The following is a 15,567-nucleotide window of genomic DNA, read 5'->3' as shown; positions in this document are numbered from 1 at the left end:
CCTATACAATAACTTTGTTATTGTATAGGATACCACCATGGCGGAAAATATCCTCTAAAAGCTCACTTCGTTCGCGCTCATTTTACGATAAACTCTTTTAAAAACGAATCACTGGGCTTTTGACGGTCTTTGTATCTTAGATAAACATTTTTCTGAGTAGGGTTTGTTTGCTTTCTTTGAGCTGGTTGACTTTTTCCTCTTGCTTGGCAATGGCCTTGTCTAGATCTTGGAAGAATGTTATCAGAAATTCCTGTTCATTGCTTTCTGGAGCTAGTATCTTTATATTAAGAAAATCACTCTCATGAATTCTAAACTGACCATATACTACACCTTGTCTATATTTAATCATCTCATTGATAAATTCTTTTCTTTGAGACAGTATAGCAATAAATTGACTTTCCTTTTTTGTTTTTGAATAAAATATACTATAAACAGGAGAAATTAATGCTTTACCGGTTTTATTGAAGCCGATTGACCCTGTATCTAAATTATTAGAACTATAAATGAAATCGCCATATTCTGTCTTTTTATAATTCTTCTTATCATCTTTAACAAGAAAACTTCTGTCATATCTATCAGATTTTGGTACTACTCCTTTTCCTTGTACAAATGACATTAACTGATACTCTTCACTTTCAGAAATCTGCTCATTTCTTTCAACTAATATCTCCCCCAACTTCACTTCCTTCCAGTCATCTTCAAATCCTGCGAAGCGAAGGGCTGGTTTGGTTTGTCCTTTGGTTGGAAAGAGGAGTTTGAGGTAGGTTTTCTTCTGCTCTTTGAGCACCTCTAACTTACGCTGTTGAAGACTAATAAGCTGGTCAATATCTTGGAAGAAAGAACCAATGGCGGTTTGCTCTTCATTATTTTTGGGGAACGTTAACTTTATGGACATAAAATCGTCATAAGTAATATTTAATAGCCCATCCATCCTGGCTCCAGAAGAAACTAATTTACCCAGCTCTCTATCAGGTATCTTGGTTGCAAACAAGTATTCAAAAAATGTACCAGACCTCCCATCTATCATCTTAAAACTATGGTATACTTTAGGCACTAAGGCTTCAGTATAATTGTTCAATTGGAAAACCACCCCATATTTTGCAAGTTTAGAATTACCATGATTATACGAAAGTTCTCCTATCCTTAGCAGTGTGTAATTCTTTTGCTCTTTTCCTGCAATATTACCTGAAAAGCGTTCTCTTTGATCTAACCACCCTTGTCCAGCAGATATTGTAAGAGTTGGTAGATCCATTCTACCATCATTTCCTTTTACTCTCGATGATATCTCTCCTAACTTTCTCCGTTCCCAAGGTTCAGTATAGCCCGCAAAGCGATAACTTGGTTTCTTTGTCATATTACTCCCCTTCTATTACTCCATTCTCTTATTTCTACACTTTAGATTTTCTTTTTTGATTTCTATTCTTCAATTTTGCCTATCTTGAAACAATAGAAGGTCTGATTTGACAAGATAAAGTTAAAAATCTAGCAAATAAGAAGAAGCAAATCGGTATTTTATCTCCCCCTTAGCGGTAAGATATCCTCTGAAATCATGCGCATATAGTCCTCTTTGAGGGCTTTTTTGTATTTGAGTTTTGGTAGTGCCTTGTCTCCGTGGGCTTCCTTATAGGCCAGATAGTCCTGAGACTCGGTGATGGCTTTTTCGCCATTTTGCTTGTCTCGTCCTATGCGGTAGTTGTCCACTACGAACTGGAGTTCATCCTCTCCTATCTGCCAATAATCTGCCGTTTCACGAATCTTTTTCTGGGTTGTTAGCTCAATCATCTCATCCAACTTATGGATGATAGACTGACCCTGATAGCTCTTGGAATCTGCTTGGACATTCTGCCAGAGTTTGGAGATGAGGTTGGATAACTTGGGATTGGATTTGTTCAAATCTTCGATATAGTTATCTACCAGACTCTTTTCCTTTTTACCAATGAGGTTTCCCCGATTTTCAATCAGGGCTTGGATGAGAGAGAGGATATAGTGATAATTTATCTCGTCGGTGCGGATGGATTCAAGCTCATACTCGATATCCAGTAACACACCTTCATCTTCTTGGTCTTCTTTTCTGCGTCTGCGGAGCTCTTCAATGACATTTTGATATTGGCCGGCAAAGTTCTCGATGTCTTCTAGGCTGAGACCAATCTCTCTGAGGATGACTTTCTCATCGTAGTCCGAATAGACTTGTATAGAGGATAGGAGCTTGTCAAATTCTTGAAAGGCCTTGGCAAAGCGTTTTAATTCTGCATCTGTCGCTGTATCCAAATCAGGCACCTGCTCTGGACTTGGAGCGATGGCTAGTAGTTGATGAACCTTCTCAAGAAACTTGGCCTTCTCCTCCTGCCATTCTGGGGCTAAGACACTAGTTTCGCCACCATTTGAGTAAAGGCTCAGAGCTTCATCCACTTTTTCTTTAAAGCGGTCAGGCGTTTGGAAAGTAACGATTTGACCGAATTTCTTGCCTTCATCAAAGAGGCGATTGGTTCGTGAAAAGGCCTGAATGATATGCTGGGGTTTCATGGGCTGGCGATCCATGAACAAGGTCGATAGGCAAGGGGCATCAAAGCCTGTCAACAAGCGGTCCACCACGATAACCAGGTCCAACTGCTCTTCACGGAAGGCAAAGCGTTCTTTCTTACGGGCCAGACGGTCGTTGAGGTCACTATTGTAGGAAGCAATGGTTGCTAAGCTAAAGTGGGTACCAAACATGGCATTGTAGTCTTCTAAACTCTCCTCCATGTAGGCTTGGTTGACATAGGAGTCTGCTTCATTTTCTGTCACAGAGTAAGTAATGGCAACTTTAGGAAAGTCTGGCAAGACTTTTTTAACATTTTCCGAAATGCTTAAAGACTTTTCTCCATTTTTGACTTGCTTAATCAGGTTATAATAAGCCTGCGCACGGGCAATGCTTTTGACGGTCAAAATGGCTTCGTAGGTTTTTCCTACCCCATTTTGGAAACCGAGTTTGCGTCTTGAGCGATTGAGAATGGCATCTAAAACGGCAAGCATATGGCCTTCGTCATCATAACGCTCCTCGTCAATCTCATCTTCTGCCCAACCAGGCATGGTTGTCTGATACTCCACATTAAAGCCAAGAACCGCCTTGTCATGAATGGCTTCTTTGACGGTATATTGGTGGAGGCAGTCACCGTACTGCTCTTCGGTCGTCTGAGCAAGGTCTCCTTTTTGTTCACGCTTATTTTCTGTAAAGATAGGCGTTCCTGTAAATCCATACCAGAGAGAATTTGTAAAGAAGTGCTCTAGGTGGCGTTGGCGTTCAGGAGTCACTGCGCGATGGCATTCATCAACGACAAAGGCTAGTTTGAGTTGTTTGATACGATTGTAGACCTTTTGGTGACGTCCTTCATCAAACTGACGAATCATGGCATTGATTTTCTGGATGGTCGTCACAACGACACGGCGATCATCAGAAGCCAGATTTTTAACCAATTCCTGTGTATCATCAGTCTCGTCGATATCGATCATATCGTTCTCTGCGTAAGACTGAAAAGAACTGGTCGTCTGCTGGTCAAGGTCTGTCCTATCAATCACAAAGATTGTCTTCTCAATGGAGGGTATCTGAAGCAGATTGCGCGAAACCTTATAAGAGGTCAGGGTTTTTCCTGAACCGGTCGTATGCCAAATATAGCCTGACTGGCGCTTGCGACTGGCTTCACGGATAGCCTCAATGGCATGTACCTGATAGGGGCGCAATAAAATCAAGGCTTTCTTGTCATCATCAATGACAGAATACTGCATGACCATCTCGTGAGCTCTCGGTATTGACAAGACAGACTCTGCAAAGTCAAATAGTTGAGGTTGAGGTCTATTTTCACTATCCACCCACTTGGTCAAGAAGCGCTCATTTAGCTTGTTGGCTTTGGCAGCTGCGATGTAGCGAGTGTCTGTGACATTAGAGACGACAAACATCTGAAGACTTGAAAAAATGCCTCTGAACTGTCCTTCTTGGTCGTATTTTTTAATCTGACGGAAGGCATCCATGTAAGGATGAGAACGGCTTTTCAGTTCAATCTGAATCATAGGCAGACCATTGATTAGCAAAGTCACATCCCCACGACGCTGGCGAATCCCTTCTCCGCCTGTGATGACTTGGTTGACAACCTCATAGCTGGATTTGCCACCAGCGACATTGTTTCTCCACAAGACTTCCAAGCGAATCGTTCCTAGACTAGCATCTTCACGTTGAACCTGCACCTTAGCAATGCCATTTTCCCCAGCTATCCACTTAGCTGCTTCATAGAAGTTGACAAAATTGAGCTGGTTTTTGATTTGATTTTTCTCTGAATTTGTAAGGGGATGGTCTTGCAAAATGCGGACATTATTGGCTTCCAGCTTGGCAAAAAAGTTTCCCCATAGGAGGTCTTCTGTATTTAACTCAGGTCGATACACCCATTGACTTTCTCCCTTTGTCAGCTGGTTAATCAAATCCCGCTCGATAGCCAATTCCTGTTTAGTTTTAGCTTTATCTGCTATAGGAATAGCAGTCTCGTCTTTAGGAGAGAGTCTCTGACTGATATGGAAATCCTGCAAGGCTGATTGATTAAGATGTTGTAATTTTTCAAGAAGAGCTTGCTCCGTCCCTTTTATGGCTTGATAGCCTGCCGTCAGGTCTTTATCTGCATCTAGGTAGTGATGCGGGTTCTTCTTTATTTGGATATAGCCCTGCACCAAATCTTCTAAACGTCCCAGCTGAATAGCAAGCTGGTTCTGGAGTTCCTGAGAATTGCTTCCAGATGCTTCTTTCTGGTTTATAGCTTCTAGGTACTCTACGATGGCAGCATAACTAGCCTGTAACTCAGGTGCTGAAACGATGAGTTCTTGTTCTAATTCTTTTGATAACGTGTACATCATGTTCATACCCCATTTCTACAACGCAAAAAGCCTACCAAAAAGATTGGCAGGTTTTGAAAATGGGTATGAAAACGCGAGTTTATATATATGCAAGCTAGTTATTTGCTTAAATCTGAAAACCATAGGGACTCTTCCTTTTCATTTATCCAAGGCGTTGCGACATCGAAAAAACAGCGCCTTTACTTCCTTCCATTGTATCATAAAAGACTAGTAGTGAAAAGGTTTTCTAGGGTATTCTCTCTAAATCTAGCAATAATTCCCTAACCTTCAAACTTCTACTAAAACAAGCAAAATCCCCTGCAAATCTACATTACAGGGAACTTGTGTATTATTCTTGTACTTCTTTCTGGGCGGCCTTGCCTTGGTCTAGAAGGGCTTGGACGATTTTCTCATCGCGTAGCTTGACAGAATCGTTGATCATTTCTGCGGACTTGACGATGGTTGTTTCTAGTTGGGCACGTTTCTGGCGTCCCAATTCAATGGCAGCGACTATACCTTGGTTTTGAGCGACCAGACTTTCAGCCAGCTTAGTAACCGATTCGACAGCGACTGTCGGGTTTTGGGCAATTCGTTCCATCTGCGGAATCACTTCCTTGCTGGTTTCAGCTAGCATCTGAAGGGCAGCATTGTTAGCATTAACAATGGCATCTGCCACGACACCTGATTTCATAGATTGTTGCAAAATACCAAGTTGGGCAATGGAAAGTTTCATTGTTGGAATGGTATTGCGACGAAGCATGCCCAATTTTTGGCGCATATCAGATGACACCTTCACAAGATTGCGCATCTGAGGTGTTGTTGCCCAGGCAACATAGAGACGGCTGACATACTCAGTGTGCTGTTGTTCGAGAGTATTGACCACTTCAGCCATGCGGGCCAATTCTTGTGACTTGGTCTGGTATTCCACCGTACTTGTATCGAGTTGGTCAGCTTGAGCTTTCAGTTCGGCAGCGCGCTTGCCAGCTTCTGTCTGGCTGGCTTCGATAAAGGAAATCACTCCCACTAGATTTTCAATGGATTTGGTATTATCCTCAATCAACATCTCAGCTGAGACGATATTTCGAGCTAGCACATCTTCTTGCTTGACCACTGCGGCAGCCATACCATCGAGCTTTTGCTCCACTGTTTTTGAATCAAAGTAAAATTCCTGTAGCGTATTTTTGCTCTTGTTAAACAAACGTTGCAAAAAGTTTGGCTTCTCTTCTAACTCAGCAATTTCAGCGTTCTTGTATTTGACGACAAAGCCTTGCAACTCACGGTTGGTATTTTTGAGAAGATCATCCACTTGGGGAATTTGTAGTTTCTTTTGTTCTGACAAGATACGATTGACCGTATTGTTCACACCTTCTACAGCAGATTGGCCAAAGTCTAAAAGAGCGTTTTGATTGGTGACAAACTGGTCTACCAACTGAGGCACGTGTGCCTTAATCCCTTCTTGTTGCTCAGGGCTCAACTTTTCAAGGAAGGTCAAGGTCTTGTCTGAGCCAGTATTTGTCTCGATGATTTGGGTTGTTTTATCCACCTTAGCTACCGTATTATTGGCAATCTGGTCAATATCGAAATTAAATTCTGTCATGGTTACTCCTTTATTTCTAACCTATTCTTTACGATCTTTTTCTAGGATACGCAGACTGATATCAAAATCACGCATATCTGTTTCATTGAGTTCTCTCAACACCTGGTCCAACTCAAGGTCAAATTGTTCGATTGCTGCTTTAGCTTGCTCTAAGCGTTCTTCTGCTCGATTATAGTTTTTAGGATTGGCCTTAATCTTTAAATAACCTTCTAGAATCGTTTGGAATTTCTCCATCTTCAAACTATGAATGGCCGTCAATTCTTCCTTATCCCCCTCGGCAGAGGTAGCAATCTTGTCTAAAATAGCCTGATGATCAATAGCAATATTGGCCAAGGTCTGGGACAATTCTGGAGCTAATTCCTCTGGCTCCGCATTTTCAAGATCTACCTGACTTTCTCTATCCAAACGTTCTAGCTGAACATCGATAGTTGCCCTTACTGTACGAACCTTTTTATCAATACGATTATAGACAGCAGCATCGATATAGGACTTGAGACGATCCGCCTCCTGATGGATTTCCCGCAGTTCGATTAATACTTGATTGGCCAGACTCTTATAGGACTCTGAACCTTTCTCTACCAAGACTCCCTCTAACTGCTGAATATCTTTGTCCGCCTGGCGAATCCGAGCTTTTAAAAGCTCAATCTGATCGTCGAGAGAACGATCCTGCAAAAGAGGATAGCGCCAACGTTTATAGAGACGATAACCGCCATAACCCAGTAGGACACAAGCCGCAAGCGGAAGAGCATATTGGACCAAAAGGCCCAGTAAGAACAAGAAGCCCCAAAAATAGAGACATCCTTTCCAAAAACCATTACCCGATTTCATAAACATTCCTTATTTTCAATTTATAAGTCTATTTTAGCACAAAAGACAAAAATGAGGGCGGAAATCCCCTAGAAAAGAGTTGATTTCTTTGCTGTAGAATGGAGGCTAGAAGCGTGTGTGCTAATTTCAGTGGAGCGGACTCAAACCACAAACACACTCTGAGGAAATATCAAAACAAAAGCTTGAAAAATCGAAGGGGGTGTGTTAGAATGAGAGCATTAAGGGAAAATAATGCTTCTAGCATATATAACTAAAAAGCCCCACCGTGCCACCGATGGTTTTTTTTGCTACCTTCTAAAAGGGTTAAATGCTACTTGCTACATCTCTTTATCCATAGCTTGAAAAGCTCAGATAGTACGTTAACAAGTAACGGAGCTAGAAAAAGGGAAAGTAACTCTAGCATACATAACACCTCCCTTCCTTAAAGCGAGGGGGCTAAAATATTATAGCATGCCAGATTTATATCATCAGCATCGCTTAATCCTTGGCATAGATAGACTCAGATACACCAATAACCTTACTAGCAAATCTCTAAACAAACCCAGAAATCAAGCTTTTAAGACAAAGCAAAAAGCCCACTGTTGTAGGCTTTCTGTAAGATATTTCTTAAAATTAAAGCATTTTGTTATCTTGCAGTGATTAGGTACAGAAAAACAGGCATAAGCCTGCTCTAAATCTAACTTGATTTTCTCAAAAACTATTAAATTCAAATAAGTTGAGAAAACATAAAAGGTAACAAAAAGGAACTTAAAATGATGAGTTCAGCAGGCAAGAAACTAGCACGATCAAACGTGCTTTTTATTTTACTTTTCTGTCTAAGGCCTAGATTAAACTAAGCGCTAAGTTTTACTAACTGTTTTGCTTTGTTGTAGTATGGTTCAAGAAATCTCCTACACAATTCTCTATCCTCTGTATCTTCTTCAACATAGAAATAATACATTGGTTCATCATTGATGAGATCAAAAAGAGGCTCATTCTCTGCTATCAAACCATCAGCAAAAGCCTCGTCTTCGCCTAATTTGGAAGTGAGTTCAAGAAAAAAGTCATAGTAATCATCAACATCACCATTTACACCTCTTTTTAGCATGTCTAATACTTGTTGACTGTATTTCATAACACTAGACCTCTTTTCTTGAGTTCAGCCATGATAGCCTCTTCATCTTCTTTTGAAAACGTGGTAAACCTCAAATGTGATAGCTCTTCGTCAGTCATTTCAGAAGGGATTAAGGGAGCAGGCTTTTTAAGATTCCAGCTGCTTACTTGTTTTAACGCTTCTTCCAAATTCATAGACTTTACTCCTCTCTTAGATTCATTTCTAAAACTATGCTACCCTTGTTTTCTTTCACGCTAATTATATCATAAACAAAGCGAAATACGGGCGAATATGGGGCTTAGGGTTCCCCATACTCTCCTAATTCCGTGGTAAGGTTAAATCAATCCCCGTTTACAATACCTGTTAAGTGTTCTATAGCTTTTTGCCTTATAATGTATACTGTAGTATTTGATCTATTTATTTCTTCAGCTACCTCCAAAGCAACGAGCTCATTCAAGTAAAAAAGCCTTAAAACTGTTCGCTCAAGTGGATTGTCCAATTTATCGATTAGCTCAGATATTTCCATTCTTTCCTCTGTAAGACGCTCAATCCTCTGGAGCGTATCCTCTTTTAGCTTCAGAACACTTATAAGATTGTTCTCTGTCTTGTTTTCTCTGCTCGTCTGCACCCTGCTATGGCTTAGTGTTTGCTTTTGGATAATACCACCTTCCAGGGCTTCCAATTCCAAATATAAGCCTTTGATCTCCTTGTTTATCCACTTAACGCCCTCTAGCTTAGTTTTTACCTCGTCAGCGATCACTATTAGTACCTCCTTGCTCTATTAGTGTTGTGTCCAAAAATGAGCACTACTCAAACTCCCTACGGTCATGATAAAACAGTGTTCCCTCAAAAACTTCAAAACGCTTTTCCAATTGTTCATCAGTGAGGTATTCTGCCACCTCCTCACCAAAGTTATTCCCTGGTTTAAGGATTGCCCATAGATTACGCTTTCTATCAAAGTATGCTCTTACAAATTCATCAGTTCCCTTTGCCCTGAGCCTTGAGTGTATCTTTTTCAGGTCTGCTATGATTTTCTGCTTATTCATCTTCGATTAGCTCCGCTTTTATTTCCTCTACAACTTCAAGAATATCTCCAGTCTCATGAGCTTTATAAGCCACTTCTAAGATAGTCTTAGCTGATTGCTGCCTTACAAACGGGGATACTGTTTCATCTGTCATAAGGTTATGTAAGACCTCTACCGCCTCCATGCTAACAGCTTGTAGCCTTGCCGTGGTTTGCTGCATTGCATTAAGTCTAAGCTCTCTATAGTACCTCTTGAATGTTATATCCTTTTGCCACTTATTTACAGTTGTTCTAGATATACCAACAGTTTCCCTAGCCTCTTCGATTGTATTGGAAGTCATCAAAGCTAGAGCGAACTTTTCTTGCCTGGGTGTGACTTTCTCCCCCATTCTTTACCTCCTGGAATTGTAAACTTTTGTCAGATAATGTAAGCCTACTCTTTACTTGAGTAGGCTTATAACTATTATCTTAGCCCTCAGATAGCCCTAGAGCCGTATCAAAATGATTAGAGTATGCTTCTAAAGCTGTATTCAATTCATCACTAGCTAAAACTAACATGAAAGCTAGATCACTTGCTGAACCGTTACTATCAATGATTGGAGTATCATGATAGCTCTTAGCATGTTGCTTGAATACCTTTAACAGTTCAACTAGCCTATCTTCTTTCAGGATATAGCTAGGTAAAGCAATGTTGTTAGCTGATCCGATTTCATGTAATTTCTTAACGGCCAGCGGGTTGCGCTTGTATTTCTCTAAGTAACTTAGTAGCTCCTGTTCCGATACTTTCATAGTGCTCAGCAAGTTCAACTCAGCAACATTATCAGCCGTTACTGTTTCGTACTCGGATTTAATTTTCTCTAGTTCTGTCTGTTCAAAATTCTCTAGCTTAGCTAGAATATTGGCAAACTCAGTATCTGAGTACTGATCAGCCTCTTTTTTAAAGTTTTCCAGGCGTAGCTCAGCTTCAGACTGATATAAAACCTGATTTCGAACTTTTTCCCAAAGTTCTTTTTTCAGTGTTCCATAAGCCTCAATCTTTTGTTGCTTATAAGCGCCTAGGTTGTAAATTTGTGCCTTTATTTGTTGTAGTGTCATAGCGATCTACCTCTTTCTTTTTTCTCTTACTAAAACAAAAAGAGACATGACAAAGAGTAGTTAAACTCTAATATCATGCCTCTAGTTTTCTAGTCAGCAGCTAAATTTTTTCTTTTTGCCTTGTTTCCTTTTGAATGGGTTTACCATCCTGCGTTGTGATGATTAGACTACCAAACTCTGGTAACTTGGCTGACTTTATTATACCATTTTTTGAGTATAAAACATAGCCTTTATCTAACATATTTTTAAGTCGTTCTACATTCAACTCCATATTAAATCTCCTTTATTTCAAGTGTCCAAACGGGTACGGTTGTAAGCTGACCCATTTTAGGGCTATCTTTGAGCGACAAAAATGTCGAAAAGTATTCTGTTCTGTTATTTGTATAGGACCAGTAACGCTGTGATTGTATCTAAATTTTCATAGTCGCCACTAGTTGCCTCTGTATATTTCACGTCAATAACTTCAACGCCTGCCATAAAACCATTTACCTGGCTTTCAAAATCCTCTAGGCTTTGCTTGTATTTCTGATAAAATAGTTTAATTTTCATGTTGTTTTTTCTCTTTCTGTTTTCAGGGTGTCACTAGTAGTTACACCATTACAAGGGGGTCGGTACTATCTACCCCATTTTGTTTTAGGTTTTGGGCAAAGTGTAGCCGTTTTTGAATATCTATTGGCTACGCGTTCCGCCTTACAGCCCCAAGGGTTTTCGCCTTGTGTAGCCGTGTAGCCGTTTCATCTCAAAAAAAAATATATAAATAACGTATTAGGTATTTAATTATATATACTTTTATAAAATATATATTTTGGCTACATTTATATTAAAAAGTCAGTAATAGCAAGGGTTTAGGGGTGTAGCCGTTTTTTTCGTCTTGTCTACACCTCTTTGAAACTCTTACAGTATCAAGGGTTTTCAGTGTAGCCGTTTTTTTATCTTTTGGCTACACTGTCTACACTTTTTTATTTTAGCAAATCCACGCTTGACGCTTTTACCAAATCTAAGGGAGTCCCTCGATTCCCAACCCTCTTTGTTTTGCATGAATTTCTTAACCTTGTTTTTATCTTTAGGGTTGGGGGAATTGTTCAAATAAACCTCGGAAAAGAATATATTTACTGTCAACTTGTCCCTTTTCACCAGTTCCCCATACTTTCCAGTATCTAGATGAATTTCTACGCCATTAGCGCCCATATGATAGCCGTGGTTCATCATGTCATGAATATAGTAGTGTCTTGTACTGTCTGTTACTGGGAATTGATACATATTTTTAGGGTAGGGAGTTTCTAAATAACGCTCAATATCCTCAAGGATTTCATCTACAAACTTGTAACGGCTTCTAACCTCGTTTACTAGCTTTTCCTGCTCGTCTGTCAGGTTCAAGACTTGGTTAGCTCTCCAAGCCATCACCATAGCCCCCCAAAAGTGTCTACGGTCTTTCTCTGTCCACTTCCTGCCCTTATAGGCGGTATCTTTGTGTACCTCAGCAACCAGAAAGCGCCTTTCTCCTGTCAAGTCATTTAAATAATCATGGTCATTGGTTGCCCTCACGATAATAAAACTCTTAGGCAATCGTCTGTCACTTGAAGCGTAAGGCGGTCTAAACTCTAGCTTGGTTTCTGTGATAAATTTCTTCAATTCTGAAAAACTAGCCTTTTTACTGGCCACCATCTCATCATCAAATACACACCAGTTTCTCACCATTCTAGCCTTGTCGTCTTTGTCTGTGAAGGTCTCAACGGTTGTAAAATACTTATGAGTGAATAGCCCCTCAAAAAATTGGGTCTTCCCCACTCCCTGCCTTCCAGTCAAGTCCAGCACAAAGTCAAACTTGATAGAGGGGTCAAATACCTTGGCAACTGCTCCACGGAAAAACAAGTCCACGATAATACGGTTATATTCATCATCCTTGATATTGAGATAATGCCTTAAAATATCAAAGGGATCACGCTGATTCACTAACTTTTTATACTCGTTTTCGCATGATTCCAGATAGTCTTTTAAGGGGTTGTAGCTATGCTCTCCAGCCACCACCTCCAGAATATCTGCTATATCAGACTTTTTATAGTCCAGCTTGTACTTGGTAGCAATATAAGCCCTAATCTCTCTGATAATCAGGTCATCGATTGCACCGCTCAAGGTTCTACCGTTTAGCTTCATTGGTCTAGTCACGTCAATTTCATATGTAAAAGTGTTGTACTGTATCGCCCCTTTTAGCTTGCTATCTCCATTTAAAATCTTCTTGAGATTGTCCAAGGTGACTGCAAAACCGTCCCCTCTTGTTTTTTTCGCTAGGTCTAGGCTATTGTTATTCTCGTTTGTTTCCCTTGCTTGGGTCAAGTCCACCACTTCAGGCGGTACTTTCTGCTTATCTTCTTCAATGATTTTATTTACAATTTCATCACTATTCAAAAGCTACCTCCTTATAAAATATTCTTGCTACTTCTAAAAAATAGCTTGCTAGGTCTTTGCGTTTAACGATTGCTGAAAACAAATCCACCAGCTGACTAAAACTGTAGCCATTTACAAATAGCAAGCGGACAAAAAGCGAAGTCTCATATCTGGTATAAATGCCATTACAAATCAGGTCAAAAATCCAACCTTTTAACTCCACTCCAAGCCCCTGCCGTTGTTCGGTCAATTTGTTTACCTCTAACTCTTTCAAGATTGTCAGCAAGTCAGGACTGGCCAAAGCAATATCTAAATCTCTGACCAATTCCCAGCCCTCTACTGCCTCATTTTCGTCTTTAATAGACACATATAAGCCTTTATATTGAAAACTCGTCAAAGCCTCGTCTACAGGCTCATAATAGGTAAATTTGTAGTGTTCCCCATTCTTCCATACTTGAGTAGGATTTGACTTGAGAAAGCCAAATAGGGGCATTTTCTCAACGGATATAGTCAACTCTATTATTCTCATTGCACCTCCTAATCTACTGCAAGAAAATTGTATATATCGGTCTTGCGGTAATAAATCTTCTTACTGTTCTCAAAAGGCGACTGATACGGTCTTAAACCGTGCTTTTCCCAGTTGTTTAACGTAGTTCCACTGATCCCTAACTTGTCTAGTAAATCAGGCCTAGAAATTAAGTCCCAGCCGTCATTATGCTGTTTTTCAAGCTCAAGCCTTTTCTCTAAGTGATTTCCCACTTTCTCCAGTAGCTCAAGCTCTGCCTCTCTTGATAATAGTTGCATATTACACTCCTTTCTAATTATAAATCTTACCTGCAAGCTGGATATAACGCCCGTAGAAAGGGTTTAAATCCTCTCTTGGTGTTTCTATCGTCTGTTGGTTTTCTCGCTCAAATTGGGCGCTTTTTTTGCGGTCTCGGTGGTTTAGATAAAGCAGTAAGCCAATCAACACCACCATAAAGATTACCGCTTGTGTATTGGTCAAATCTAGTTCATTCATGTCATAGTCTCTTTCTATAGTCATTAGCTTGTTGAGTATGTTCTAAAATGAGTTTGCTTATGGCTTGGTTTGCAGTATTGAGCAAAGCTGATGATTGTTTACTATCTTCCATGGTAGCCATTTCTAAGACTAGTTGAATATCACTTAATTGAGCACAAAAGCCCTCATAATCTACTAAAACATCATTAGTATTTACTGTCATATATTTTTCCTCCGTTGGCCTTTTAATTGTCGTTTACTATACAGGATTGACACCACTCCAAACGCTGGGCGATTGCCCCAAGTTGGCGGACGTATGTAGTGATGTTTCGTGGGTAATCACCCACATTTTCGCTAAACAAGTGCCTAGAGTCGCCGTGTAAGCACTTGCTTTTCAAAACCTTTTCTAATTGCTTGCCTGCCATTAGTTGTTATTGATTGAATGGTTGATTTTTGTTATAATTGAGATATAGAAAAATATCTATATTCTTGATCCAGTCGCTTGCTCTCCTCGACCAAAATTTGAGTAAGTGACTTTTTTGTTGTCAATCCCCAGTAGTAAAGCACCACATGAGAAATCTGTAAATGTATTGAAGTATTGCGATTGGGTCGCTCCTTTCTAATAATCCTTTGCTAACCATTCCATTACACTTGCGTAAATTCTATTTGGTGCTTTATAATCTCCATTAAGAATTTTAGGAACAGTTCTAGGGGCAACCCCAATTTCAAAAGCAAATTCATAATTTTTTAATTGTAAATCAGCTTTTTTTCTACGCAAAGCCTTTGCTTGTTCTTGTGTAATAATCATTTTTCTTTCTCCTTTCTCAAAATTTATTCTCAATTCAAGAACAAATTGATTATATAATCTTATTCTGAGAATATCAAGTGCTAAACGTTCTTTTTTTGAGAATATTTTTATAGCCATTTTCTATTCACTGTGATATAATCTAACTACAAGTAATCAAAATTAGGTAAGAAAAATTGAAAAATAAAGTAAATGAGTTAGAAGTTAAAAATAGATTAAAAGAATTAAGGGAAAAAGAAAATTTATCTCTAAATAAACTAAAGAAAATTTTAAAAGAAACTTATGATATTTCTGTTTCTGATAGCCAATTAATGTACTATGAAAATGGCACTAGAAAACCAAGAAATCAAAAAATATGGGATTCTTTAGCTAAACACTTTGGAGTATCGGTTGGGTATCTTCTTGGTTACGATAATAGCCCATCAAAGATTTTTCTTAAGGAGTTAGAGGAACAAGCAGATCACTACTTAACAGATGAAGAAAAAGAGGAATTAAAAGCACGTCCAGAAGCAAAAAATTACTATCTAGACTTAGTGGGTTGGAGAATGCGTGATGAACAATTAGCGCAGTTGCAACAACGGGATAAAGAATTTGATAAAGATTTTATAAAGTTTATAGAAAAATATTCTATTTATCTTTCTGACGATCAGATAGAACAAATTAAAGATTCAATGAAATCAATGTCAAGTATCAATAACAAATATTTAATGGTAACAATGGCTGGTGGATACTTTGAACAAATGAAGTCTGAGAAAGAAAATGAGTTCAAGGAATTGTTTAAATACAGTAAAATATGGAAAGAGAACTATTCCACAATGGAATACAATGAGAAGAATAATATTAAATAACTTCCCATATTCGCCAATAGCACCTCTTCTCCCACTCT

At 39.3% G+C, this 15,567-nt stretch carries 19 protein-coding genes; 1 reads left to right on the top strand and 18 read right to left on the bottom strand.

The features are described from left to right. Positions 1-136: 136 nt before the first annotated feature. The 18 genes from K4Z77_RS03720 to K4Z77_RS03635 all read right to left on the bottom strand — a co-directional run bounded on the left by K4Z77_RS03720 (position 137) and on the right by K4Z77_RS03635 (position 14,684). Complete coding sequence (locus K4Z77_RS03720; RefSeq protein WP_224218485.1) at positions 137-1,354, bottom strand: restriction endonuclease subunit S; 1,218 nt, start codon at positions 1,352-1,354, stop codon at positions 137-139. 158 nt (positions 1,355-1,512) lie between these two features. Beyond that, complete coding sequence (locus tag K4Z77_RS03715; protein WP_224218484.1) at positions 1,513-4,881, bottom strand: type I restriction endonuclease subunit R; 3,369 nt, start codon at positions 4,879-4,881, stop codon at positions 1,513-1,515. A 322-nt stretch (positions 4,882-5,203) separates the two neighbouring features. After that, entirely contained in the window at positions 5,204-6,451 is a 1,248-nt protein-coding gene (locus tag K4Z77_RS03710; RefSeq protein WP_224218483.1) for a toxic anion resistance protein, read from the bottom strand. 21 nt (positions 6,452-6,472) lie between these two features. Beyond that, a complete protein-coding gene (locus tag K4Z77_RS03705; RefSeq protein WP_224218482.1) occupies positions 6,473-7,279 on the bottom strand; it encodes a coiled-coil domain-containing protein in 807 nt (268 codons plus the stop codon). Positions 7,280-8,111: 832 nt separating this feature from the next. Beyond that, positions 8,112-8,393: a hypothetical protein gene (locus K4Z77_RS03700; protein ID WP_224218481.1), complete on the bottom strand. Its 282-nt coding sequence runs from the start codon at positions 8,391-8,393 to the stop codon at positions 8,112-8,114. Next, positions 8,390-8,566: a hypothetical protein gene (locus K4Z77_RS03695; RefSeq protein WP_224218480.1), complete on the bottom strand. Its 177-nt coding sequence runs from the start codon at positions 8,564-8,566 to the stop codon at positions 8,390-8,392. Before K4Z77_RS03695 ends, K4Z77_RS03700 begins: the two co-directional genes overlap by 4 nt. Positions 8,567-8,712: 146 nt before the next feature. Further along, positions 8,713-9,132: a DUF1492 domain-containing protein gene (locus K4Z77_RS03690; RefSeq protein ID WP_224218479.1), complete on the bottom strand. Its 420-nt coding sequence runs from the start codon at positions 9,130-9,132 to the stop codon at positions 8,713-8,715. A gap of 46 nt (positions 9,133-9,178) precedes the next feature. Then, positions 9,179-9,418, bottom strand: a complete 240-nt coding sequence (locus K4Z77_RS03685; RefSeq protein WP_224218478.1) for a hypothetical protein — start codon at positions 9,416-9,418, stop codon at positions 9,179-9,181. Beyond that, the gene (locus K4Z77_RS03680; RefSeq protein WP_224218477.1) at positions 9,411-9,785 is read right to left on the bottom strand and encodes a replication protein; all 375 of its coding nucleotides are present in this window, start codon (positions 9,783-9,785) and stop codon (positions 9,411-9,413) included. The genes K4Z77_RS03685 and K4Z77_RS03680 overlap by 8 nt, the downstream gene beginning before the upstream one ends. 79 nt (positions 9,786-9,864) lie before the next feature. Beyond that, complete coding sequence (locus K4Z77_RS03675; RefSeq protein WP_224218476.1) at positions 9,865-10,491, bottom strand: hypothetical protein; 627 nt, start codon at positions 10,489-10,491, stop codon at positions 9,865-9,867. A 100-nt stretch (positions 10,492-10,591) separates the two neighbouring features. Next, positions 10,592-10,762 carry a hypothetical protein gene (locus tag K4Z77_RS03670; protein ID WP_224218475.1) on the bottom strand — a complete coding sequence of 57 codons (171 nt, stop codon included), beginning with the start codon at positions 10,760-10,762 and terminating at the stop codon, positions 10,592-10,594. Between the two features lie 104 nt (positions 10,763-10,866). Continuing rightward, complete coding sequence (locus K4Z77_RS03665; RefSeq protein ID WP_224218474.1) at positions 10,867-11,040, bottom strand: hypothetical protein; 174 nt, start codon at positions 11,038-11,040, stop codon at positions 10,867-10,869. 363 nt (positions 11,041-11,403) lie between these two features. Further along, positions 11,404-12,897, bottom strand: a complete 1,494-nt coding sequence (locus K4Z77_RS03660; protein ID WP_224218473.1) for a virulence-associated E family protein — start codon at positions 12,895-12,897, stop codon at positions 11,404-11,406. Then, complete coding sequence (locus tag K4Z77_RS03655; RefSeq protein ID WP_224218472.1) at positions 12,890-13,405, bottom strand: hypothetical protein; 516 nt, start codon at positions 13,403-13,405, stop codon at positions 12,890-12,892. Before K4Z77_RS03655 ends, K4Z77_RS03660 begins: the two co-directional genes overlap by 8 nt. A gap of 8 nt (positions 13,406-13,413) precedes the next feature. Then, entirely contained in the window at positions 13,414-13,680 is a 267-nt protein-coding gene (locus K4Z77_RS03650) for a DNA-binding protein (RefSeq protein WP_173249764.1), read from the bottom strand. Positions 13,681-13,693: 13 nt separating this feature from the next. Continuing rightward, positions 13,694-13,897, bottom strand: a complete 204-nt coding sequence (locus K4Z77_RS03645) for a preprotein translocase subunit YajC (RefSeq protein WP_224218471.1) — start codon at positions 13,895-13,897, stop codon at positions 13,694-13,696. Between the two features lies 1 nt (position 13,898). Next, entirely contained in the window at positions 13,899-14,099 is a 201-nt protein-coding gene (locus K4Z77_RS03640; RefSeq protein ID WP_061408156.1) for a hypothetical protein, read from the bottom strand. Positions 14,100-14,495: 396 nt separating this feature from the next. Further along, positions 14,496-14,684, bottom strand: a complete 189-nt coding sequence (locus K4Z77_RS03635) for a DNA-binding protein (protein WP_084862322.1) — start codon at positions 14,682-14,684, stop codon at positions 14,496-14,498. Between the two features lie 173 nt (positions 14,685-14,857). Between K4Z77_RS03635 and K4Z77_RS03630 the strand changes: the two genes are divergently transcribed. Continuing rightward, positions 14,858-15,529: a helix-turn-helix domain-containing protein gene (locus K4Z77_RS03630; RefSeq protein ID WP_224218470.1), complete on the top strand. Its 672-nt coding sequence runs from the start codon at positions 14,858-14,860 to the stop codon at positions 15,527-15,529. Positions 15,530-15,567: the final 38 nt, after the last annotated feature.

The sequence above is a fragment of the Streptococcus mitis subsp. hohhotensis genome (assembly GCF_020089495.2).
In the GTDB taxonomy this organism is placed as follows: Bacteria; Bacillota; Bacilli; order Lactobacillales; family Streptococcaceae; genus Streptococcus; species Streptococcus hohhotensis.
Note: the sequence above shows the minus strand (reverse complement) of the source record. Positions and strands in the feature narration are given on the sequence as shown.